The sequence below is a fragment of the Stenotrophomonas veracruzanensis genome (genome assembly GCF_032911525.1).
Classification (GTDB): domain Bacteria; phylum Pseudomonadota; class Gammaproteobacteria; order Xanthomonadales; family Xanthomonadaceae; genus Stenotrophomonas; species Stenotrophomonas africana.
Genome location: NZ_JAWJTI010000045.1, coordinates 1 through 22,205, shown reverse-complemented (window position 1 = coordinate 22,205; position 22,205 = coordinate 1). Strand labels below are relative to the sequence as shown.

17 protein-coding genes are annotated in these 22,205 nt (G+C 66.8%); 8 read left to right on the top strand and 9 right to left on the bottom strand.

Going from position 1 to position 22,205, the window contains the following annotated elements; genetic code table 11:
- Positions 1-68 precede the first annotated feature (68 nt).
- Positions 69-2,138 (top strand): EAL domain-containing protein, encoded by a 2,070-nt coding sequence (locus R1H25_RS18560; protein ID WP_099590060.1) that lies wholly within the window; start codon positions 69-71, stop codon positions 2,136-2,138.
- A 114-nt stretch (positions 2,139-2,252) separates the two neighbouring features.
- Here the strand turns inward: R1H25_RS18560 and fabV are convergent, their stop codons facing one another.
- The 6 genes from fabV to queA form a co-directional block, all read right to left on the bottom strand.
- The gene (fabV, locus tag R1H25_RS18555) at positions 2,253-3,512 is read right to left on the bottom strand and encodes an enoyl-ACP reductase FabV (protein ID WP_317224307.1); all 1,260 of its coding nucleotides are present in this window, start codon (positions 3,510-3,512) and stop codon (positions 2,253-2,255) included.
- Between the two features lie 692 nt (positions 3,513-4,204).
- Positions 4,205-5,185 carry a protein translocase subunit SecF gene (gene secF / locus R1H25_RS18550; protein WP_049445754.1) on the bottom strand — a complete coding sequence of 327 codons (981 nt, stop codon included), beginning with the start codon at positions 5,183-5,185 and terminating at the stop codon, positions 4,205-4,207.
- Positions 5,186-5,200: 15 nt separating this feature from the next.
- Complete coding sequence (secD, locus tag R1H25_RS18545; RefSeq protein WP_317224306.1) at positions 5,201-7,057, bottom strand: protein translocase subunit SecD; 1,857 nt, start codon at positions 7,055-7,057, stop codon at positions 5,201-5,203.
- Positions 7,058-7,118: 61 nt separating this feature from the next.
- On the bottom strand, positions 7,119-7,463 hold the full coding sequence (gene yajC, locus R1H25_RS18540; RefSeq protein ID WP_005409257.1) for a preprotein translocase subunit YajC: 345 nt from the start codon (positions 7,461-7,463) through the stop codon (positions 7,119-7,121).
- 134 nt (positions 7,464-7,597) lie between these two features.
- Entirely contained in the window at positions 7,598-8,728 is a 1,131-nt protein-coding gene (gene tgt, locus R1H25_RS18535; protein WP_029379947.1) for a tRNA guanosine(34) transglycosylase Tgt, read from the bottom strand.
- A 105-nt stretch (positions 8,729-8,833) separates the two neighbouring features.
- Positions 8,834-9,901, bottom strand: coding sequence for a tRNA preQ1(34) S-adenosylmethionine ribosyltransferase-isomerase QueA (gene queA / locus R1H25_RS18530; protein ID WP_317224305.1), 1,068 nt, complete (start codon positions 9,899-9,901; stop codon positions 8,834-8,836).
- A gap of 210 nt (positions 9,902-10,111) precedes the next feature.
- Here queA and R1H25_RS18525 point away from each other — a divergent pair, with 210 nt between their 5' ends.
- Together R1H25_RS18525 and R1H25_RS18520 are read left to right on the top strand one after the other, a co-directional pair.
- The gene (locus R1H25_RS18525) at positions 10,112-11,608 is read left to right on the top strand and encodes an aminotransferase class III-fold pyridoxal phosphate-dependent enzyme (RefSeq protein WP_099588491.1); all 1,497 of its coding nucleotides are present in this window, start codon (positions 10,112-10,114) and stop codon (positions 11,606-11,608) included.
- Positions 11,609-11,815: 207 nt separating this feature from the next.
- Positions 11,816-12,409: a TIGR00730 family Rossman fold protein gene (locus R1H25_RS18520; protein WP_049428514.1), complete on the top strand. Its 594-nt coding sequence runs from the start codon at positions 11,816-11,818 to the stop codon at positions 12,407-12,409.
- A gap of 19 nt (positions 12,410-12,428) precedes the next feature.
- Here R1H25_RS18520 and R1H25_RS18515 read toward each other — a convergent pair whose 3' ends face one another.
- The gene (locus R1H25_RS18515; protein WP_049445743.1) at positions 12,429-15,272 is read right to left on the bottom strand and encodes an EAL domain-containing protein; all 2,844 of its coding nucleotides are present in this window, start codon (positions 15,270-15,272) and stop codon (positions 12,429-12,431) included.
- 247 nt (positions 15,273-15,519) lie between these two features.
- Between R1H25_RS18515 and R1H25_RS18510 the strand changes: the two genes are divergently transcribed.
- The 5 genes from R1H25_RS18510 to R1H25_RS18490 all read left to right on the top strand — a co-directional run bounded on the left by R1H25_RS18510 (position 15,520) and on the right by R1H25_RS18490 (position 19,706).
- Positions 15,520-16,038, top strand: a complete 519-nt coding sequence (locus R1H25_RS18510) for an RNA polymerase sigma factor (RefSeq protein WP_229301621.1) — start codon at positions 15,520-15,522, stop codon at positions 16,036-16,038.
- Positions 16,035-17,039 carry a hypothetical protein gene (locus R1H25_RS18505; protein ID WP_317224304.1) on the top strand — a complete coding sequence of 335 codons (1,005 nt, stop codon included), beginning with the start codon at positions 16,035-16,037 and terminating at the stop codon, positions 17,037-17,039. The genes R1H25_RS18510 and R1H25_RS18505 overlap by 4 nt, the downstream gene beginning before the upstream one ends.
- Positions 17,040-17,079: 40 nt before the next feature.
- Positions 17,080-17,676 (top strand): YigZ family protein, encoded by a 597-nt coding sequence (locus tag R1H25_RS18500; protein ID WP_057500819.1) that lies wholly within the window; start codon positions 17,080-17,082, stop codon positions 17,674-17,676.
- A complete protein-coding gene (locus R1H25_RS18495; protein WP_317224303.1) occupies positions 17,669-19,441 on the top strand; it encodes an ABC transporter transmembrane domain-containing protein in 1,773 nt (590 codons plus the stop codon). The genes R1H25_RS18500 and R1H25_RS18495 overlap by 8 nt, the downstream gene beginning before the upstream one ends.
- A gap of 70 nt (positions 19,442-19,511) precedes the next feature.
- Positions 19,512-19,706, top strand: a complete 195-nt coding sequence (locus R1H25_RS18490) for a hypothetical protein (protein ID WP_005409247.1) — start codon at positions 19,512-19,514, stop codon at positions 19,704-19,706.
- A gap of 307 nt (positions 19,707-20,013) precedes the next feature.
- On the opposite strand, the gene R1H25_RS18485 is transcribed toward R1H25_RS18490, so the two are convergent.
- Both R1H25_RS18485 and pdxY read right to left on the bottom strand, forming a co-directional pair.
- Positions 20,014-21,138 (bottom strand): prephenate dehydrogenase, encoded by a 1,125-nt coding sequence (locus R1H25_RS18485; protein ID WP_317224302.1) that lies wholly within the window; start codon positions 21,136-21,138, stop codon positions 20,014-20,016.
- Positions 21,135-22,043: a pyridoxal kinase gene (gene pdxY, locus R1H25_RS18480; protein ID WP_317224301.1), complete on the bottom strand. Its 909-nt coding sequence runs from the start codon at positions 22,041-22,043 to the stop codon at positions 21,135-21,137. The genes R1H25_RS18485 and pdxY overlap by 4 nt, the downstream gene beginning before the upstream one ends.
- Positions 22,044-22,205: the final 162 nt, after the last annotated feature.

The following is a 22,205-nucleotide window of genomic DNA, read 5'->3' as shown; positions in this document are numbered from 1 at the left end:
CAAGGGGTGCGCGCATGGACGGTTCGGCGCGCATCGTGTATCTAGATTTGCAGATTGGGGAGCAGTGCATGCAGAACGCGAACGACATCACCATCCGCCTGCTGATCGTCGATGACAGCGGCGAAAATGCCGAGGCCATCGTCAGCACCCTGCGCAACAGCGGCATCGCGGTACGTCCGTGGCGCCCGCAGGATGCAGCCGAGCTGGCCCAGGTGCTGGCCGGCCAGGCCATCGACCTGGTGCTGGCTTCGCCCTCCCAGGGCATTCCGCTGCCACTGGTGGCCCAGCATATTGCTGCCAGCGGCAAGGACATTCCGCTGGTACTGCTGGCCGAGCGCATCGACGAAGACGAACTGGTGCAGGCCAGCAGCCACGGCATCCGTGCCCTCGCCCTGCGCCAGCGTTCCGAGCACCTGCTCGCTGTGGTCCGTGACCAGTGGGTGGACCTGCAGGCACGTCGTGGCCTGCGCCGCATCGAGGCGCAGATGCGCGAGACCGAGCGCCGCTGCGATGCCCTGATCGCCTCCTCGCGCGACCCCATCGCCTACGTGCATGAAGGCATGCACATCCGCGCCAACGACGCCTACCTGGAGATGTTCGGCTACGAGCATTTCGACGACATCGAAGGCATCTCGCTGCTGGACATGGTCGCCGCCCAGCATGTGGAAGGCTTCAAGCAGCTGCTGAAGGGCCTCAGCCGTGGCGAGGCGCCGCCGCCGCAGTACCAGCTTGATGCCCGTCACGAGGATGGCAGCGCGTTCCCGGCGACGATGGAATTCACCGCCGCCACCTACGAGGGCGAATCCTGCCTGCAGGTGGTGCTCCGACGCCGCATGGAGTTCGATCCGGAGCTGGCGCGCGAGGTCGAGGACCTGCGACAGCGCGACCAGGTCACCGGCCTGCTCAACCGCCCGACCTTCATGCTGCAGCTGGAAAGCGCGGTGGCCCAGGCCGGGCGCAGCGAGGGCCAGTTCGGCCTGCTGCTGATCGAGCCGGACCACTACGCGCGCCTGCTGCCGGACATCGGCCTGGCGTCGGCCGACACCCTGATCGGCGCACTTGCCGGCCTGCTGGCCGAGGTGGTTGGCGAGGACGCGCAGCTGGCCCGCTTCGGCGAACACAATTTCGCCGTGCTGCAGGCCGGACCCTACGCGCAGACCGTGGCACTGGCCGAGCGCATCCGCGAAGCCTACGCCGCACACGTCTTCAGCATCGGCGCGCGTTCGGCCACAGTAACGGTCAGCATCGGTGGCGTGCAGGTGGGCGAGAAGATCGCCAGCATCGGCCAGGTGCTGGCACGCGCCAGCGAATGCACGCAGGCCGCCGCCGAACTGGGCAACACCTGCCGCATCTTCGACCCGGCCGCCGCCGACCGCGTGGAGGAAGAACGCGTGCTGCGCTGGGTCGCCCGTATCCGTGAAGCGCTGGCCGGTGATGGCTTCCAGCTGCACTACCAGCCGGTGCTGAACCTGCAGGGCGAGTCGCTGGAGCTGTATGAGGCCTACCTGCGCCTTGAGCACAACGGCGAGCTGCTGAGCCCGACCGCGTTCCTCGGCATCGCAGAGGAACACGGCCTGCTGGCCGACATCAACCGCTGGGTGGTGTCACAGGCCATCGCAGTGCTGGGCCAACGTGCACGCGAAGGCCATGCCACGCAGATGCTGGTGAAGGTGACGCCGGAATCGTTCGACGACCCGCAGATGATCGCCACGCTGCGACGCGAGCTGCAGGCACAAGGCGTGCCCGGCGAACGGCTGTGGCTGCATGCGCCGGAAGCGAAAGTGTTCACCCACCTGCGCAGTGCGCAGCAGTTCCTGGCCGAAGTGGCGCCCCTGGGCTGCCGCATCGGCCTGGAGCAGTTCGGTTCGGGGCTGGACTCGTTCCAGCTGCTGGCCCACTTCCAGCCGCAGTTCCTGAAGCTGGACCGCGGCTTCACCAGCGATCTGGCGGCCACCCGCGAGAACATCGACCGCATCAGCCAGATCACCGCGCGCGCGCAGGGAGCCGGCATCCGCACAATCGCCGAGTTCGTCAGCGACGCCAATTCGATGACCCTGCTGTTCAGTGCCGGCGTGGACTACGTGCAGGGCGACTTCGTTGGCCCGGCGCTGCCGGAGATGGGGTTCGAGTTCGGTTGATCCCTACCTGCAGAACCGAGCCATGCTCAGCTGCCGGACTCAAGCGAAGCGCAGCCGAGCATGGCTCGGCTCTACACAAACGAGAAGGCCGGCTTTCGCCGGCCTTTTCATTGATCAGGTCATGTCGACCAGATTTTCGATCTTCACGTCCGGATTGACGTCGGCTTCGTAGTCAACGCCCTCCACGCCGAAACCGAACAGGCGCAGGAAGTCGGCCTTGTAGCCGGCCAGATCGCTGATCTCGTAGAGGTTCTCGTTGGTCACCTGCGGCCACAGCGCAACCACCTTGCCCTGCACGTCCGCAGCCATTTCCTTGTAATCGGCACGCAGGCGGCCTTCGTCATCGACCAGCGCAACGGTGTGGCCATCGCCATCGACCAGGTCGTGGCGCAGGCGATCGATCGCCACGCCGTCGGCCTTGCCACCGTAGAGAATGTCGTACAGCACGTCGAGCTGCTCGATGCAGCCTTCGTGCGTGCCCTTTTCCTTCATCACCTTGAACAGCAGCGACAGGTACAGCGGCATGGTCGGAATGGCCGAGCTGGCCTGGGTGACCACGGCCTTCAGCACCGACACGCGCGCATCGCCGCCGATCTTGGCCAGCTTCTCGCGCAGGCTTAGCACCTTGGTGTCCAGATCCTTCTTGGCCGCGCCGATCGAGCCATTCCAGTAGATCGCCTGGGTGATCTCTTCGCCCACGTAGGTGAAAGCAGTGGTGGTGCAGCCGTTGGCCAGCACGCCGGCGTCGGCCAGCGCGTCGATCCACATCTGCCAGTCCTCACCGCCCATCACCGCGACGGTACCGGCGATCTCTTCCGGAGTAGCCGGCTGCAGGTGGGTCTCGGTAAGCACTTCCTTGTCGGTATCCAGGCCACGCAGGGTGATCGGCTCGCCGATCGGCTTCAGCGTGGAGCTGATGATTTCACCGGTCTTCGGGTGCTTGCGGCGCGGCGCTGCCAGGCTGTAGACGACCTGGTCGACCTGGCCGAGATCGGCCTTGATCATCTCGATGGCCCTGGCCTTCACTTCATCGGAGAAGGCATCGCCGTTGATGCTCTTGGCGTACAGGCCGGCTTCGTCGGCGTACTTGTGGAATGCGGCCGAGTTGTACCAGCCCGCGGTACCCGGCTTGGTCTCGCTGCCCGGGCGTTCGAAGAAGATGCCGAGGGTGGCGGCGCCACTGCCAAAGGCAGCGGTGATGCGCGCAGCCAGGCCGTAGCCGGTCGAGGCGCCGATCACCAGCACGCGCTTGGGGCCGTTCTGGATCGGCGGGCGCGCGCGGATGTAGTCGATCTGCTGCTTGACCGCGGCCTCGCAGCCGGTCGGGTGGGTGGTGACGCAGATGAAGCCGCGGACGCGCGGTTTGATGACCATGGATACCTCGGGTTGGCAGATGCGGCGCGCGGGGCGCTCAGCAGGAATACGGATGCGCGCCTGCGCGCGCGAACCGCAGGATCGTAGTGCGCGGGGGCCGAATGCACAACCGACGCTGGCGTAGGGTGGGGTTTCTCTTTGCAGGGCTGCGCCCTGCACCCGCTAAAAGCCAGTGCCGAAGCAACAGCAAAAAGCTGGTTTCCTGCGGGTCGGCGGGGTGGATCCGGTTGCGGGGGACGCTGCAAGTACGTCCATGTAAGCTCGGTCGCCGCATCCATGCGGCTCACGCCCCCTCAACCGGACCCACCCCGCCTTCGACAGATTTCCGCGATCTGTCAGGACGGCTTTCTGCTCTGGTGGGTGTCGACCTTGGTCGACACAGTAAATCTGATCCGAGTTTGATTATCGATATCTCACAGAAGTGCCGACCAAGGTCGACACCTACCGACAGCCACAGGGGTCTGTCAGAGGTGGGGCGGTGTCCGAGTGCGGGGTGTCAGTCGCATGGATGCGGCTGCCAAGCCTACAGGGACGTACTTGCGGCGCCCCCGCACTCCGACACCGCCCCACCAATCCACGGAATGCCCGCTGTTGCTGTTGCTGTTGCCTCTGCAGGTGCAGGGCTGCAAGCCCTGCCAACAAAAAACCCCGCTTGCGCGGGGTTCTCTGCGTGTTGCGTGCAGCGCGAACGCTTACGGGCGACGGGCCAGGGCCTCGACGTCCTTCGCCTTCGGCAGCAGGTCCTGCTTGCTGACGCGCAGGAAACCGATCGTCAGCATCGGCACCGCCACCAGGATCGAGGACAGCACCACGATCACCGCACCGATCATGTGCGTCTCGGCCAGGCCTTCCATCGAGCTGCCGCCGTACATGTACAGGGCAAGCGCCGACAGGAAGAACATCACCGCGGTGATCACCGTACGCGACAGCGTCTGGTTGATCGAACGGTTCAGCACTTCCATCGAGTCCACGCGCAGGCTGCGGAAGTTCTCGCGGACACGGTCGAAGACCACGATCAGATCGTTGATCGCAAAGCCCATCACCGACAGCAGGCCGGCCAGCACGGTCAGGTCGAACTCACGGCCCAGCAGGGACACGTAAGCCACCGTCACGATCAGGTCGAACATCGCCACGATGCTGGCGGTGACCGCGAACTTCCATTCGAAGCGCACCGCGATGTAGATCAGGAAGCCGGCCAGCATGAAGATGGTGGCGTACAGGCCATTCATCGCCAGGTCCTTGCCGATCTGCGGACCCACGAACTCGTTGCGGAGCACGGTGGCCTGGTTGTCGGCGGTGGACAGGGCCTTCACCACGGCTGCGGCGGTGGCCTTGTCTTCGTGCGCGGCGTCGCCCGTACCGGCAGCGTGCTCACCGTGCGGGGCCAGGCGGATCAGCAGATCGGTGTTGCCACCGACACTCTGCACCTGGGCACCGTCAAAGCCACTTTCCTCAAGCTTGGTACGGACCTGCTCGACGTCCACGGCCTTGTCGAAGCGGGCTTCGATCAGGGTGCCGCCGGTGAAGTCCAGCGCGTAGTTGAAGCCCTTGATGCCGATGATGGCGACCGAGGCCAGGAACACGATGACCGTGACGACCATCGCGACATGGCGCCAGCGCATGAAGTCGATCTTGGTGTCGTTCGGGAGGATGTGCAGCGGAAACAGTTTCATGTGCGTGTCGTCCCGTCAGATGGCCACGTTCTGGAGCTTCTTGCGGCGGCCGTAGATCAGCGTCGCCAGCGCACGCGATACGGTGATCGCGGTGAACATGGAGGCGAAAATACCGATGATCATGGTCAGCGCGAAGCCCTTCAGCGGACCGGTACCGAATGCGAACAGCGCCACACCGACGATCAGGCCGGTCAGGTTGGCGTCGAGGATGGTGCCGGAAGCACGCTCGTAACCGGTCACGATCGCGGTCTTGCCCGGCACGCCGGCACGCAGCTCTTCACGGATACGCTCGTTGATCAGCACGTTGGCGTCCACCGACAGGCCGACCGACAACGCCAGGCCGGCGAAGCCCGGCAGGGTCATGGTCGCGCCGAACAGCGACATCACCGCCACCACGATCAACAGGTTGAACAGCATCGCGATCGAGGTGATCACGCCGAACATGCGGTAGTAGACGCTGAAGAAAACCAGGGTGAACAGGAAGGCGAACACCACCGCGCGCATGCCGTTCTTGACGTTCTCGGCACCCAGGCTCGGGCCGACCACGCGCTCTTCGACGAAGTCCATCGGCGCGGCCAGCGAGCCGGACTTCAGCAGCTTGGCCAGGTCCTCGGCTTCCTTCTTCTGCAGACCGGTGGTCTGGAAGTTCTTGCCGAACACACCGTTGATGTTGGCCACCGAGATCACTTCCTCGTTGACCTTGAAGCCACGCACTTCCTGGCCGTCGACGACGGTCACGGTCGGCACGCGTTCGGTGTAGACCACCGCCATCGGCTTGTTCACGTTGGCGCTGGTGAAGTCGAACATGCGCTGGCCACCGACATTGTTCAGCGTCACGCTGACCGCCGGGGAGCCGCTGTTCGAATCGGTCACGGCCTGCGCGCCGACCATCTGGTCACCGGTGACGATCACGCGCTTGTTCAGCAGGATCGGGCCGCGGCCGTCACGCTGCTGGTAGACCTTCGCTTCCGGCGGGATGCGGCCGGCGGCGATGGCATCCTGCGCGTTGCCTTCAACCACCGCACGGTACTCCAGGGTAGCGGTGGCGCCGATCATGCGCTTGGCTTCGGCGGTGTCCTGCACGCCCGGCAGCTGCACGACCACGCGGTCGGCACCCTGGCGCTGGATGATCGGCTCGGCCACGCCCAGCTGGTTCACACGGTTGCGCAGCGTGTTGATGTTCTGCTCGATGGCACCGTTGGCGATCTGTGCGATCTCGGCGTCCGGCACGGTAACCGTGATGCGGTTGCCGCTGACGTCGTAGCCAAGGGTCGGCTGCGCCTTGACCAGCGCGGCGCGGGCACGCTGCGCGGCATCGTCACCCGCCGACGGGCTCAGGTTGGCCACGATGCTGTTGTCAGCACGGCGTTCCACCGACTGGTAAGGAATGCGCGCGTCACGCAGGGTGCTGCGCACGTCTTCGGTATAGGCGTCCAGACGCTTGTCCAGAGCCGCCTTCTGGTCGACCTGCAGCACGAAGTGCACGCCACCCTGCAGGTCCAGGCCCAGCACCATCGGGCGGCCACCGAGTTTGGCCAGCCAGTCCGGCACGGTCGAGGCCAGGTTCAGGGCCACGGTGTACTTCTCGCCGACGGTGTCACGCAGGGCGTCGCTGGCAGCGGACTGCGCCTTCAGGTCCGGCAGGCGGACAATCAGGCTTTCCCCTTCCTTCTCGACACCAATGGGGGTGACGCCGGCCGTCTTCAGGTCGGCCAGCACACGGTCGCGCAGCGCATCGTCGATCTGGCCGCCACGGTTGGCGGTGATCTGGAGGGCCGGGTCCTTCTGGTAGATGTTGGGCAGCGCGTACAGCGCGCTGAGCGCCAGTACGATCAGGATGACGACGTACTTCCAGCGTGGAAATTCGAGCATTGCTTGGGTCCCGCGCGGCGCCATCCCCGGCGCCGCGGTTGTGCATCGGAAAGGGAGTGGCTTACTGGGCCGACTTCAGGGTACCGGCCGGCAGCACGTTGCCGACAGCGCCCTTCTGCACGCGGATGCGCACGTTGTCAGCCACTTCAATGGTGATGAAGTTGTCGCCGATGTCGGTGACGATGCCGGCGATGCCGCCATTGGTCAGCACTTCATCGCCACGCTTGATCTTCTCCAGCATGGCCTTGTGCTCCTTCTGCCGCTTCATCTGCGGGCGGATCATCAGGAAGTACATGATGGCGATCAGGATGACCGGGAACAGCAGCGTGGTCAGGCCCATGCCCTGCGGTTGGCCGCCGGCGGCCTGGGCGTGGGCGGCGGGAATCAGGAAGGCAAGCAGGTTCATCGTTGGTCCTTTGGTTGGGCGGCGCTTCGGCCGTTTCACGGGCACGAGGTGTCGACCGCGGATCTGGGTCAGCCTTGAAGTATGCCACGGCCCCGGGCGTTCGTCCTTGGGCCGTTTGGCAGGGGGCGTTCGGGCTAGAGGGGCGGGGCCACCGCCCCGCGTGCCGCGTAGAAAGACTCACGGAAGGCCAGGAAGGTTCCCGCCTCGATGGCCGCACGGATGTCGGCCATGAGCTTTTCGTAATAGAACAGGTTGTGCAGGGTGCCCAGCATCGGCGCCAGCATCTCGTTGCAGCGGTCCAGGTGGCGCAGGTAGGAACGGGTGTAGCCACCAGTGCAGGCCACGCAGCCGCAGCCCGGCTCGATCGGGTCCATGTCGCGCGCGTACTGGGAGTTGCGGATGCGGACGGTGCCGAACGAGGTGAAATAGTGGCCGTTGCGCGCATTGCGGGTCGGCATCACGCAGTCGAACATGTCCACGCCACGTGCGACACCCTCGACCAGGTCCTCCGGCCGGCCCACACCCATCAGGTAGCGCGGACGGTCGCCCGGCAGCTCCGGGTCCAGGTGGTCGAGCATGGCGTTGCGCTCGTGCTCCGGCTCGCCCACGGCCAGGCCGCCGATGGCGTAGCCGTCAAAGCCGATCGCCTGCAGGGCCTCGGCCGAACGGCTGCGCAGGTCGGTGTGCACGCCACCCTGGACGATGCCGAACAGGGCCGCGTCGTTGCCGAGCTCGTCATGCGCGTTGCGGCTGCGCTGGGCCCAGCGCAGGCTCAGCTCCATCGAGCGGCGCGCCACATCCTCGGTGGCCGGGTAAGGGGTGCACTCGTCGAAGATCATCACCACGTCCGAATCGAGCACCTTCTGGATCTTCATGCTCTCTTCCGGGCCCAGGAACACGCGGGCACCATCGGTGGGCGAGGCAAAGGTCACGCCCTGCTCGGTGATCTTGCGGCGGTGGGCCAGCGAGAACACCTGGAAACCACCCGAATCGGTCAGGATCGGGCCATCCCAACGGCAGAAGCCATGCAGGCCGCCGTGGTCGGCGATGATGTCCAGGCCCGGGCGCAGGTACAGGTGGAAGGTGTTGCCGAGGATGATCTCGGCGCCCAGCGCACGCACCTGGTCCGGCAGGATGCCCTTGACCGAGCCATAGGTCCCCACCGGCATGAAGGCCGGCGTTTCCACCGTGCCACGCGGGAAGGTCAGGCGGCCACGGCGGGCACGGCCGTCGCGGGTCTGGAGCTGGAACTGCAATCGGGACATGGAGCGGTCATTCGGGCAAATAGTTGCCCATTGTCTCCCAAGAAGGCGTGCGCACCAAGGTGCGCGCCTACAGGGGTCTCCGCCCTCCCAGAGCCTCCAGCCTCTTCAGTCGGCCTGCGGGAACAGCAGCATCGCGTCGCCGTAGCTGAAGAAGCGGTAGCGCTGCTCGATCGCGTGCTGGTAGGCCTCGAACACGCGTTCCTTGCCGGCAAACGCGGAAATCATCATCAGCAGGGTGCTTTCCGGCAGGTGGAAGTTGGTCACCATCGCGTCGACGCTGCGGATGCGGTAGCCCGGGGTGATGAAGATCTGCGTTTCACCGGCAAACGGCAGCAGTTCGCCATCACGCATCGCGCTTTCCAGCGCGCGCACCACGGTGGTGCCGACGCCGATCACCCGGCCGCCGGCGGCGCGCGTGCGCCGCACCTGCTGCACCAGCTCAGCGCCGACGTTCAGCCACTCGCGGTGCATCACGTGGTCCTTCAGGTCATCGGCGCGCACCGGCTGGAAGGTGCCCGCTCCCACGTGCAGGGTGACGTGGCCGAAGTCCACGCCCTTGTCCTTCAGCGCGGCCAGCAGCGGTTCGTCGAAATGCAGGCCGGCGGTCGGCGCCGCCACCGCGCCCACTTCGCGCGCGAACACGGTCTGGTAGCGCTCGCGGTCGTCCACGCCCGGCTCGCGCTGGATGTAGGGTGGCAGCGGCAGGCGACCGGCGTGCAGCAGCCACTGTTCCAGCGATTCCGACACATGGAACTGCAGCGCGTAGAACTCGCCATCGCGGCCCAGCACCTCGGCTTCACCACCGGCATCCAGCGCGATGCGGCTGCCGGCCTTCGGCGACTTGCTGGCGCCCACCTGGGCACGTGCCTGCTGGCCGCCGAGCAGGCGCTCGATCAGGATCTCGACGCGGCCGCCGCTGGCCTTCTGCCCGAACAGGCGCGCCGGGATCACCCGGGTGTCGTTGAATACCAGCAGGTCGCCCGGCTGCAGCAGTGACGGCAGGTCGCGGACCTGCAGATCGGTGAAAGCATCGGGCGCCGGCGGTACCAGCAGCAGGCGGCTTGCGGAACGTTCGGCCAGGGGCGCCTGCGCGATCAGTTCAGCCGGCAGGTCGTAGTGGAAATCGGACTTCTTCAAGGCAGTGGGCGGCAACAGGTCGACAATGGCGCGCATTGTACGTCCAGCGTCTGCGAGCCGGCGCACTTCGCGGCGAACGTCGCGCAAAATGCTGCTATGCAGCAGGCTTTTGCGGGGTTATCGCGCAAAAAAACAAGTGCTAGCATCGAGCCGGAAGTCCGCTGCACGAGCCTGCCCCAAGCGCGCGTGATGACGCGCGTTTTGCTTTTGAAGACCCGTGCGACCCATTGTTTCAGGAGATCTGCAATGAGCTTCATCGAACGCCTCGCCCCCCTGCGCAACCAGCCCGGCACCCGCCTCACCTCCGGCCTGGACGACGCCACGCTGACCGCCCTGTCCGCCAACCACCCGCAGCTGATCGCCGCGGTGGACGCCGCCGCCGAGGAATTCGCGCGCGTGCAGGCCGACCTGGGGCCGCTGCTGGCGCAGGACGAACAGGCGCAGATCGACGCGATGCAGGACGGTTTCGTCAATTTCTACGCCGATGACGCGGTGACCCCTTACGTGGCACTGGCTGCGCGCGGCCCGTGGGTGGTCACCCTGAAGGGCGCCGTGCTGTACGACGCTGGCGGCTACGGCATGCTCGGCTTCGGGCACACCCCGGACGCCGTGCTGGAGGCAATGGCCCGCCCGCAGGTGATGGCCAACATCATGACCCCCAGCCTGTCGCAGCAGCGCTTCATCACCGCCCTGCGCGCCGAGATCGGCCACCGCCGTGGCGGCTGCCCGTTCGCCCGTTTCATGTGCCTGAATTCCGGCTCCGAAGCGGTCGGCCTGGCCGCGCGCATCGCCGACGTCAACGCCAAGCTGCAGACCGACCCGGGTGCGCGCCACGCTGGCGCTGCGATCAAGCGCGTGGTGGTCAAGGGCAGCTTCCATGGCCGTACCGACCGCCCTGCCCTGTATTCCGATTCCAGCCGCAAGAGCTACATGCAGCACCTGGCCAGCTACCGTGGCGAGGATTCGGTGATCACCGTGGCGCCGTACGATGAGGCCGGCCTGCGCAAGGTGTTCGAGGACGCCGCACGCAACCAGTGGTTCATCGAGGCGGTGTTCCTGGAGCCGGTGATGGGCGAAGGCGACCCGGGCCGCTCGGTGCCGCCGTCGTTCTACGCCGTGGCCCGCGAACTGACCCGTGCGCATGGCAGCCTGCTGCTGCTCGACTCGATCCAGGCCGGCCTGCGTGCGCATGGCGTGCTCTCGGTGGTCGATTACCCGGGCTTCGAAGGCCTGGACCCGCCGGACATGGAAACCTATTCGAAGGCGCTGAACGCCGCGCAGTACCCGCTGTCGGTGCTGGCGGTGACCGAGCATGCCGCGCAGCTGTACCGCAAGGGCATCTATGGCAACACCATGACCAGCAACCCGCGTGCACTGGACGTGGCCTGTGCCACCCTGGCCCAGCTGACCCCGCAGGTACGCGCCAACATCGCCGAGCGCGGTGCCGAGGCGGTGCGCAAGCTGGAGCAGCTCAAGAGCGAACTGGGCGGCCTGATCACCAAGGTGCAGGGCACCGGCCTGCTGTTCTCCTGCGAGCTGGCGCCGCAGTTCAAGTGCTACGGCGCCAATTCCACCGAGGAATGGCTGCGCCAGCACGGCATCAACGTGATCCACGGTGGCGAGAACTCGCTGCGCTTCACCCCGCACTTCGGCATGGACAGCGAGGAGCTGGACCTGCTGGTGGGCATGGTCGGCCGCGCGCTGCGTGAAGGCCCGCGCCGCGAACAGGCCGCCGCGGCGTAAGCCTCGTTCTTTGTAGAGTCGAGCTTGCTCGACTGCACTTCGTTCAGGCAACGCCATGGTCGAGCGAGCTCGACTCTACTGAACGAAGAGCAGCCGAGCATGGCTCGGCTCTACAGAAGGGCTCATAATCCAAGGACACCCCGTCCCTGACCGCTCTGCGGTCGGCGACGGGGCGTTTTCGTTTCCGGCCAAGAGACAGGAAGATCCATGAAATCGATCTGTGTGTACTGTGGTTCCAACGCTGGCAGCAAGCCGGCCTATACCGAACGCGCCATTGCACTGGGCGATCGCATCGCCCGTGATGGCCTGCGCCTGGTGTACGGCGGCGGCAACGTCGGCCTGATGGGAACCGTGGCCAATGCGGTGCTCGCCGCGGGTGGTGAGGTGACCGGTGTGATTCCGCGCCAGCTGGCTGACTGGGAAGTGGCCCACCGCGGCCTGACCGAACTGGAAATTGTCGGTTCGATGCATGAGCGCAAGTCGCGCATGTTCGACCTCGCCGATGGCTTCGTCACCCTGCCCGGCGGCTTCGGCACCATGGAAGAGATTTTCGAGATGCTGACCTGGCGCCAGCTGGGCATCGGCAACAAGCCGTGCGCATTCCTCGACGTGGAAGGCTTCTATGCCCCGCTGATCGGCATGATCGATCGCATGGTGGAAGAGCGCTTCCTGCACCCGGACCAGCGCCAGGACCTGTGGTACGGCTCGGACATCGAAGAGATGCTGGAGTGGATGAAGAACTACCAGCCGGCCCAAGCCTCGAAGTGGATCGACGAGAAACGTCGCGCCGCCCTGCGCTGATGCCTTCCTGCGCGGCGGCTCAGACCGCCGCGCAGCTCCACGGTGCAGGCCGCCCCAGCAGATAGCCCTGGCCGTAGTCGCAGCCGAGCTCGCGCAGTGTCTGCTGCTGTGCCTCGGTTTCGATGCCCTCACCGATGGTCTCGATGCCCAGCGTACGCGCCAACGACAGCACGCCCTCGACCAGCGCACGCGTGCTCTGCACTTCCGGCCCATGCAGGCCGGCGATGAAGCTCTGGTCGATCTTCAGCGTGCTGATCGGGAAGCGGTGCAGGTAGGACAGCGCCGAGAAGCCGGTACCGAAATCGTCCAGCTGCACCTGGATGCCACGTTCGCGCAGGCCCTGCAGGATGCGCAGGGTGTGCGGACCATCATCCAGCAGCGCGACCTCGGTGATCTCCAGCCGCAGCCGCTGCGGATCGGCGCCGTACTCGTCCAGCAGGCCGAACAGTCGGCCGCTGAACTCCGCGGAGCGGAAATGACGCGGCGATACGTTCACCGATACGTAGCTGTGCCCGCCTTTGGCCAGGCCGGCGATGACCTGTTCGTAGATCAGCCAGTCGACCTGTTCGATCAGGCCGCTCTCCTCGCCCAGCTCCAGGAACGCGCCTGGCAGCAGCAGGCCACGGCGCTCGTGCTGCCAGCGCAGCAACGCCTCGTGACCCACCACCTCGCCGTCGGACAGACGCACGATCGGCTGGTAGAACGGCACGAAATCGTGGTTGTTGATCGCACGCCGCAGGTCGGCTTCCAGATCAAGGCTGCGCATGGCCTGCTCGCGCATGTCCTCGTCGAAGATCGCGCAACGATCATGCCCCTGCGCCTTGGCGCGGTACATCGCCGCATCGGCGTCTCGCAGCAGCTCCTCACCGGTCCGGTAGCGCGGGTTCCACAAGGCAATGCCGAGGCTGCCGGACGGGAACAGCTCGCGTCCGGCGATCCACATCGATTCCTGCAGGGCCAGCAGCAGGCGCTGGCCGAAATCCAACGCCTGCGCCAGGCCCTGCGGGCACTGCAGCAGCACCGCGAATTCATCACCGCCCAGGCGGGCCACCACGTCCTCGGTGCCGGCCATCGAAACGATGCGCTTGGCCACTTCCACCAGCATGCGGTCGCCGGCGGCATGGCCGATGCTGTCGTTGACCAGCTTGAAGCGGTCCAGATCGAGGAACAGTACGGCGAACACCGGGCCGCCCTCACGCTTGGCCAGTGCCAGCGCATCCTGCAGGCGATCCAGCAGGTGCAGGCGGTTGGGCAGGCCGGTCAGCGCATCGTGCATGGCCTGGTGGGTCAGGCGCTGTTCGGCGCGCAGGCGCTCGCCGATCTGGCCGAGCAGCTTTTCGTTGACCTCGGCCAGTTCGCGCGTGCGCTCCTCCACGCGTTTCTCCAGCTCGGCATGCGCCGAGCGCAGGCGTTGCTGGTCGCGCTGACGCGCCAGGCCGGTACCGATGTTCTGCGCGACGAAGGTCAACAGGCGCTGGTCATGCACGCTGAAAATGCTGTTCTCGCTGTAGCTCTGCACCACGATCGCACCAACCACTTCGTCGTCGCGCAACAGCGGTACGCCCAGCCAGCAATGCGAACGCGCACCGGATTCACGCACTTCGCCACTGGCCAGCAACGCATCGATCTGCGCGCGTGACGCCAGCAGTGGCCGCCGGTTGCGCACCACGTATTCGGTCAGGCCCCGGCTGAAGGGCCGTGGCGCGCGGCTGGCGTTGTGCTCGTCCACCGAATACACGAAGTCCAGGCCGTTGCCGGCCGGGTTGACCAGGGCAATGTAGAAATTGCGTGCGTCGAGCAGGCGCCCGACCACCCCATGCACCTGCCCATAGAACTGGGCCAGGCTGTCGGCCGACATTGCCATCTCGGCGATGTTGTACAGGGCGGTCTGCAGCTGTTCGGCTCGGCGACGCTCGGCCACCTCGTCCTGCAGGCTGTGGTTGGCGCGCTGCAGTTCCTGGGTGCGCCGCTCCACCTGCTGCTCCAGCCGCACCTGCGCCTGGCGCCGGTCCATCGCGGTCTGCACGTGCTGGGCAACGAATCCCAGCAGGGCCCGCTCTGCTTCGCCATAGCGCGCGGCATGCTCATAGCTCTGCACCACGATGGCACCGCAGACGCGGCCATCGCGCAACATCGGCACGCCCAGCCAGTCCAGGCTTTCGGGACCGCGCTGCGGGTCATGCTCCTGTTCCATTACCTGCGCCAGCAGTTTGCGCGAAGGGCCACTGAGCGGCTTGCCATGGCGCAGCAGCGCCACGGTCAGGCTGCGCGGCATCTCGCTGGCGTCATGGCTCTGCGTGGGATCGGCGACGAAGTCATCGACCTGATCGGCAAAGTACAGGAACCGGATCTGGTCGCGCACATCGTCGTATTCCACGATGTAGCAGTTCTCGGCATACATCAGCGTGCCCAGCACACCATGCACGTGGCGCAGCATCTCGGGCATTTCCAGATCGGCACCGGCCAGATCGGCAATCTGGAACAGGGCCTGCTGCAGCCGCTCGGCCTCTTCCAGTGCCTTGATCTGGCCGGCTTGGCGGCCGCGCTGCAGCGCCAGTTCCATCGCCTGCCGGGCAACCCCCCACCATGCAGGCGAAGGCGCCGCCCCGGCTACCGACAACAGCAACCGCGCACCGTCGTATTCCCAGCCATGCTGACCCTCGCCGATTCCCGGCTCCGCAGCCCCCTGGCCGGCAACCGCTGGCGACGGCCAGCCGCCCTGGCCACGACCGAGCTGCGGGTCGTCCCAGCCAACGCGAACCACGGCCGTTTCCGGCAAAAGCGCATGCAACGCGCGCACCAGCGCCGTGCTCAGCACGGCCTCGTGTGGTGACTCTTCCGCCGGTTCAGCATGCGTGGACAAATGACAATCTCTTGGCGCCGTCTGTGCGTCGCCTCCCCTGAGCCGCCGAGCATAGCGCGCCACCCGGGGGGCAATGGAAGCCCGTAAACCCCGAATCGTGCACCCGTACGTTTTTCCTGCTGTCCGTAGCCCCATCCGAGCCATGACCCTCGCCCTGCCCGCCCCCGCCACCGGCTATGCGCCATCGTCCGCAGGCCTTACCCTGTACGCCGTGGAAGCCAGCGCACTGCCAACCGATGAAGCCTTGATGCTGGCCTGGGCCGGTGGCGACCTGCGCGCCTTCGAAAGCCTGTATGCGCGCCACCGCAAGCGCCTGTTCGGCTTCCTGCTGCGGCAACTGCGCGACAACGCGCTGGCCGAGGAGATCTTCCAGGACGTCTGGCAGCGGGTGATCAGCGCCCGCGCCGGCTGGCAGCCCGAGGCAGCGTTCAGCACCTGGCTGTTCCGCATCGCCCACAACCGCCTGAACGACCATTGGCGCGCCGCCCGCCACCGCCCAGCTGCCCCGGCCGATGCCGATCTGCGCCTGGCCGCGATCGAGGATGGGCAGACCCCGGAAGGCGAGCTATCCGAATTCGAACAACGTCGCCGCATCCAGCTGGCGATGGAGCAACTGCCGCCGGAGCAGCGCGAAGTGCTGCAGCTGCGGCTGGATCAGGAACTGAGCCTGGAGGAGATCGGCCAGATCACCGGCGTAGGCCGGGAAACCGTGAAATCGCGGCTGCGCTATGCGATGGACAAGCTGCGTGCGGGATTGAACGCATGAACCGAGACGAACCACTGACGCCGGAAGAACGCGAGCTGTCCCGCCTGCTCGGCCGTCGCGCCGAACAGGCACCGCCGGCTGCACTGGACACCGCCATTCTGGCCGCGGCCCGTGCCGCCGTGGATGCTCCGGCCGCCGATGCCACCGCCTTGCCGGATGCGCCCCGCGTGCGGCGCACCCGCCCGCGCTGGCCGGCGGTGTTCGGCATCGCCGCCTCGATGGTGTTCGCCATCGGCATCGCCTGGCAGCTGCGCCCGGAACCACCCCCGATTCCTGCTGGTGAGACCGCTGTTGCCCCGGCACCGGCCACCGCCGAGATTGCCGCCGCCGACCAGACTGCTGAAAGCCGTGCGGCCGACAGCGCGACTGCAGCTGCAGAACCGGCAGCAACGCCGGCAGCGCCGCCTGCAGCCCCAGAAGCGGCTGCGCCGCCGGGCGCCGATACCCCTGCACCTGCCACCGCGCGCGCGCGCCAACCTGCACCGATGGAAGCGCCTCAACCACCGGCACCGGCTGCACGGTCGATGGCTGCAGAGGCCGCCACCGATACTTCGTTCGCAGCGCTGCCGCCCTCCCCGGCCGCGGCCCCTCCTGCGCCACCCGCTCCTGTGGCGTACTCGGCACCGGCACCGACGTTCGCTCCGGCTCCGGCAGCCGCGTTGAAGCCGCGTACGGCAGCCGCGCCGGTCGCCAATGCTGCCGACGGCGAATCCGCGGTGATGCAGGACCGGGTCGAAATCACCTCGATGAAGCGCGAGGCGCCCCGCCGTTCTGCGCCCGGCGTCATGCAGCGCAGCAGCGATGCGGGCCTGAGCGCGGATGCGGTGCAGGCTGAAGTGAGCGCCGATGCGCGCCTGCCGCGCCGGCAATGGCTGGAAAAGATCCGCGAACGCCGCGATGAGGGCCAGCGCGACCTCGCCCGCGCCAGCCTGGAACGCTACATCCAGCAATACCCGGAATCGCGCCTGCCGCGCGACCTGCGCCCGCTGCTGGACGACTGAGTGCCACGGAAATCGGGAGCAACACCGTAGAATGGTGGCAATGCCCGATACCCTCGCCCAGCCGGTCAGCCATACGCTGGAAGTCAAGCACAGCCGTTTCATCGCCCACGCGACGCCGATCGACGGTGGTGTGGCGGCGATGGCGTTCCTGCAGCAGGTTGCAGTGGCCGATGCCACGCACAACTGCTGGGCATACCGGCACGGGCAGGATTACCGCTCCAGCGACGATGGCGAACCGGCGGGCACCGCCGGGCGACCGATCCTGGCTGCCATTGATGGCCAGGGCTTCGACCGGGTGATGGTGGTGGTGACGCGCTGGTTCGGCGGCATCAAGCTCGGCGCCGGCGGACTGGTGCGCGCCTATGGCGGCGCCGCAGCCGAGTGCCTGCGTACCGCGCCACGCCTGCCGCTGATCGCCATGTCCCGCCTGCAGCTGCTGGCTGGCTTCGAGGACCTGGGCACCCTGCATGCCGCCCTGCCCGCCTTCGGCGCCGAGAAGCGCGATGAACAGTTCGATGCCAATGGCGTGTGCCTGCGGATCGAATTGCCTGCCGATCAGGTCGATGCATTGAAAATCCGCCTGCGCGACGCCACCCGTGACCGTATCCGCATAGAAGACGACATCCAGGATGACTGACAAGGACGACGCCCCCGCTTCGACCCCGCCGCTGCGCCGCCTCGGCAGCCTGCGCACGCTGTGGCCGTTCGTGCGCCGCCACAGCGGCCTGTTCACCGCCTGGCTGCTGGCCCTGGCGGTGTCTTCGACGGCGACGCTGAGCCTGCCGCCGGCCGTGAAGCAGATGATCGATCACGGTTTCAGCAGCGGCGGTCAGATCAACCGTGCCTTTGCCCTGCTGATGCTGGTGGCGGTGGTGATGGCACTGGGCACCGCCGCGCGCTTTTACTTTGTATCGCTGCTGGGCGAAAAGGTCGTCGCGGACCTGCGCAGCCAGCTTTATGCCCACCTGATCCAACTGGGCGCCGGCTTCCACGACCGCAGCCGCAGCGGAGAGCTGGTCTCGCGCCTGACTGCGGACACTGAACTTCTGCGCAGCGTGGTCGGCTCGACCATGTCGGTGGCCCTGCGAAGCACGGTCACTGTCATCGGCAGTCTGGCGATGCTGTTCGTCACCAGCCCGCGGCTGGCCGCATGGTCGCTGCTCGGCATTCCGCTGGCGGTGCTGCCCATCATCATCGGCGCACGCAAGCTGCGCACGGTTGCACGCAACAGCCAGGACCGCATCGCCGATGCCAACAGCCTGGCCAGCGAGACGCTGGGCGCGGTACGCACGGTGCAGGCGCATGCACGCGAGCCGTACGAACGCGGGCGCTTCGACAAGGCACTCGGTGATGCCATCGGCGCCGCCCGCCGCCGCATCGGCGCGCAGTCGCTGGTCACCGCCAGCGCCATCCTGCTGGTGTTCGGCGCCATCGTCGGTGTGCTGTGGCTGGGCGCGCACGATGTCATTGACGGCCGCCTCAGTGCCGGTACGCTGGGCCAGTTCGTGCTGTATGCCTTGATCGGCGGCGGCTCGGTGGGCGCGCTGGCCGAAGTATGGAACGAGCTGCAGCGCGCGGCCGGCGGCATGGGCCGCATCGGCGAACTGTTGCAGGAAGACATCGAGATCCGCGCACCGGCACAGCCGCACGCACTGCCGCAGCCGCTGCGTGGCGAAATCCAGTTCAACGACGTGGTGTTCCACTACCCGCAGCGACCCGACCAGGCCGCCCTGGACCACTTCAACCTGCACGTGCGCCCCGGCGAAACCGTGGCGCTGGTGGGTCCGTCGGGGGCAGGCAAGAGCACGGTGCTTTCGATGCTGCTGCGCTTCCATGATCCAGCCAGCGGCCGCATCGACGTGGACGGCATCGAGGTGCGCCAGGTCGACCCGGCCGAGCTGCGTGCGCAGCTGGCGCTGGTGCCACAGCAGCCCACCCTGTTCGCGGCCAGTGCGCGCGACAACATCCGCTATGGCCGCCTGCAGGCCAGCGATGCCGAGGTCGAGGATGCCGCACGAGCGGCCGAGGCCGACGGTTTCCTGCGCGCCTTGCCGCAGGGCTACGACAGCGAGCTGGGCGAACGCGGTGCCCGCCTGTCCGGTGGCCAGCAGCAGCGTGTGGCGATTGCCCGTGCGCTGCTGAAGGACGCACCGATCCTGCTGCTGGATGAAGCCACCAGCGCGCTGGATGCGCAGAGCGAGCACAGCGTGCAGCAGGCGCTGGAGCGGTTGATGGCCGGCCGCACCACGCTGGTCATCGCCCACCGCCTGGCCACCGTGCTCAAGGCCGACCGCATCGTGGTGATGGAGCAGGGCCGCATCGTCGCCGAGGGCACGCACGCACAGCTGCTGGCCGAAGGCGGACTGTACGCTGAACTTGCACGCCTGCAGTTCATCGATTGATGACGTCCGGCTAACATCGGCGCGGCCAAGCTGGCCGCGCAACAGCAGCATCCGCTGAAGGAGGTGCACGATGTCGTTCCGTCAGTTCCCCGCCGTCGACAGCAATGGCGAAAGCCACATCATCATCGAGTTCAAGCCCGAGGCCAATGGCAGTGGGCACCATTCCGAAGCCACGCCGCGCTACGAGCTGGATGACGGGCGGCCGCTGGTGCGCGATGGCCGCGAGTTCACCACCAGTGGCGGTGAGCTGAGGCTGACGATCTGAGGTTCTCCGGGCATGGCCCGGCGCTACCGCATTTCGTGCCGCCCCGCTCTGGTGGGTGTCCACCTTGGTCGACACGCCTTTTGCTTCTGGTAGGTGTCGACCTTGGTCGACACGCCCTTTGCTTCTGGTAGGTGTCGACCTTGGTCGACACGCTTTTCGCCAAAGGCGGTCGAGCATGGCTCGACGCTACAAAAAAGCATGGTCAATTTTTCGCCAAGCATCTTGACAGCCTTTGCTGCCAAGGGCTGCGTGCGGTTATCCACATGTTTGCTCAGAATCCATCCACACCACCTGTGGATGAATGTGCTCAGCCCAGCACCCGTCCGATGCCGCTGACGTCCACCTCGGCCGCCGCCCGACGGATCGCCGCCGGATCACTGCCGGCCACGAATCCAATACGGAAATGCACTTCGCCCCTGGGCGTTCGCGAGGAATGGATCGAGGCGAGGCTGATGCGGTGCTGCTCGAACACGTTCAGCAGTTCACGCAGCGAGCCCGGCCGGTCCTCCGGCAAATGCACCGACAGCGCGTTGCGCTCGGTCAGGTCCGCCAACAGGTAACCCACGCGTTCGAACGTGTAGTTGCCGTCAGCCAGTGCCTGCTCGCCGAAGGCATTGCGATTGGCCAACAACAGCTGCTCACGGAATGCACCGCGCGCACTGTCGTCGCCCTGCCCGACCTGCGCCTGCAGAGTCTGCAACTGACCGATCAAGCGCTCCAGCATCGGCGCCACGTACGGGTTGCCGAACTGGATGTCCTCGTAGATCGCCGGGTTGAGCGAGAGGATGCGCGAGATGATCGCGGTATCCAGCTCGAACGATGCCGAGCGGTACGGCATCATCGCGGCCAGATCACCCAGCTGCGGCTGATACTGGCGCAGCACACCGGCCTGGGCCAGGTGGGTGGCATGCACCATCGCCTGTATCAGCGCCATCATCTGGTCGTGATGCTGCGGCGTGGCGCGCACGCATTCGGCCTGCAGTGCCGCGCACAGCGAGTCAACCCACGGCTGCCAGTGCTGCAGGCGCGCTTCGCAGACCACCATCACCCGGCCCTTCAGGGTCGGCGCCTTGGGCGGTGCGGTCATCGGATGCAGGCCGACCACTTCGGCTTGAGAGGCCAACATCGCCTGCACCGGCGCTTCTTTTACCGAGGTCACGTCCAGCCACAGCCGGTCCTGCTCGCGGCCAGCCGACTGCCGCACGTACTCGGCGATCAATGCCGGCGTGTGCCGGATCGGTGCGGAAAACACCAGCACATCGGCCTGTTCCAGCAGCTGCTCCGGTGCATGCGAGTCCGGATCGGCCGGATCGTGGCCGATCACCTGCAGCTGCATGTGCTGCTGGAAGAAGCGGGTCAGCCAGCGCCCGTAGGCGCCGGCACTGCCGATGATGCCGACCGTGCGCGGCGTGCGTGGGTCCACGCCGCTCATGCCACGCGTTCGGCGCGGAAGCGCGTTCCTTCGGCCAGCGCCGCCGGCGCTGCAGCAATCACGTCGAACTCTTCGAAGCCGTTGTCGAGGGTCGCCTCCAGCGCCGCATGGGTGCCGGCAATCGCACGCGAGATGGCCTGCTGCATCGATTCGCCGCGCAGCAGGAACGACACCACCAGCGACATCAGCACATCACCTGTCCCTGCCACGTCCACCGGCAGCAGGGGCGAACTCCAGCGCCAGGTCTCCCCGCGGCCGACCGCCAGGGTCACCAGTTCACCCGGGTTGCCGCCCACGCTGTGCGCGATCACCCAGTGCGGGCCGCGGTCCAGCAGCGTGCGCGCGGCGGCGATGGCATCGGCCTCGGCCAGCGCCGGCATACCGGTCAGGCGATTCAGTTCGAAAGCGTTCGGCGTCACCAGCCAGGCATGCGGCAGCAGGCGCTCGGCGAAGATCGCTTCCAGGCCCGGTTCCACGTAGGGACCGGTGTGGGTATCACCAATCACCGGATCCAGGCAGTAACGCAGCTGCGGGCAGGCCGGCAGGATGTCGTCCAGCCAGTCTGCGAAGGCGGCACCGTTGGCGGCGCTGCCGAAGTAGCCGGAGACGAGCATCTTCGCCCGCTGCGGCAGGCCGCGTTCGTGCGTGCCCCGCAGCAGGTCGGCGAACCAGTCGGCCGGCAGCACGCGGCCACGCGTGGTGTCGTAGAAAGGCGCGTTGCTGAGCAGCACGGTCGGAATTTCGGCTACACGCACGCCCAGCGCGCGCATCGGCGGTACGGCGGCGCTGTTGCCGGCGTGGCCGTAGACAAGTTGCGACTGGACCGAGATGACATCGATCGGCGACGGGCCGTCGGGCCGCAGGCGGCGGCCGTGGACCAGGTGGTTATCAAGGGATTCGCTCATGGCCGCATTCTACGCCCAAGGGGGTTTTCGGCAGGGCTTGCAGCCCTGCACCTGCCGAAGCTGCAAGCAACGGCAACGGCAACGGCAAAAGCGAGCTATCCGTGGGGTGGGGGGGGGGGGGGGGGGGGGGGGGGGGGGGGGGGGGGGGGGGGGGGGGGGGGG

What these genes read in the sequence shown, in the direction of transcription:
- R1H25_RS18560 (WP_099590060.1), top strand. Translation starts at nt 69, where the DNA reads ATGCAGAACGCGAACGACATCACCATCCGCCTGCTGATCGTCGATGAC.
- R1H25_RS18520 (WP_049428514.1), top strand. Translation starts at nt 11,816, where the DNA reads ATGAAATCGATCTGTGTGTACTGTGGTTCCAACGCTGGCAGCAAGCCG.
- queA (WP_317224305.1), bottom strand. Translation starts at nt 9,901, where the DNA reads ATGCGCGCCATTGTCGACCTGTTGCCGCCCACTGCCTTGAAGAAGTCC.
- secF (WP_049445754.1), bottom strand. Translation starts at nt 5,185, where the DNA reads ATGAAACTGTTTCCGCTGCACATCCTCCCGAACGACACCAAGATCGAC.
- R1H25_RS18510 (WP_229301621.1), top strand. Translation starts at nt 15,520, where the DNA reads ATGCTGGCCTGGGCCGGTGGCGACCTGCGCGCCTTCGAAAGCCTGTAT.
- R1H25_RS18495 (WP_317224303.1), top strand. Translation starts at nt 17,669, where the DNA reads ATGACTGACAAGGACGACGCCCCCGCTTCGACCCCGCCGCTGCGCCGC.
- R1H25_RS18490 (WP_005409247.1), top strand. Translation starts at nt 19,512, where the DNA reads ATGTCGTTCCGTCAGTTCCCCGCCGTCGACAGCAATGGCGAAAGCCAC.
- R1H25_RS18525 (WP_099588491.1), top strand. Translation starts at nt 10,112, where the DNA reads ATGAGCTTCATCGAACGCCTCGCCCCCCTGCGCAACCAGCCCGGCACC.
- tgt (WP_029379947.1), bottom strand. Translation starts at nt 8,728, where the DNA reads ATGTCCCGATTGCAGTTCCAGCTCCAGACCCGCGACGGCCGTGCCCGC.
- secD (WP_317224306.1), bottom strand. Translation starts at nt 7,057, where the DNA reads ATGCTCGAATTTCCACGCTGGAAGTACGTCGTCATCCTGATCGTACTG.
- pdxY (WP_317224301.1), bottom strand. Translation starts at nt 22,043, where the DNA reads ATGAGCGAATCCCTTGATAACCACCTGGTCCACGGCCGCCGCCTGCGG.
- R1H25_RS18500 (WP_057500819.1), top strand. Translation starts at nt 17,080, where the DNA reads ATGCCCGATACCCTCGCCCAGCCGGTCAGCCATACGCTGGAAGTCAAG.
- fabV (WP_317224307.1), bottom strand. Translation starts at nt 3,512, where the DNA reads ATGGTCATCAAACCGCGCGTCCGCGGCTTCATCTGCGTCACCACCCAC.
- yajC (WP_005409257.1), bottom strand. Translation starts at nt 7,463, where the DNA reads ATGAACCTGCTTGCCTTCCTGATTCCCGCCGCCCACGCCCAGGCCGCC.
- R1H25_RS18505 (WP_317224304.1), top strand. Translation starts at nt 16,035, where the DNA reads ATGAACCGAGACGAACCACTGACGCCGGAAGAACGCGAGCTGTCCCGC.
- R1H25_RS18485 (WP_317224302.1), bottom strand. Translation starts at nt 21,138, where the DNA reads ATGAGCGGCGTGGACCCACGCACGCCGCGCACGGTCGGCATCATCGGC.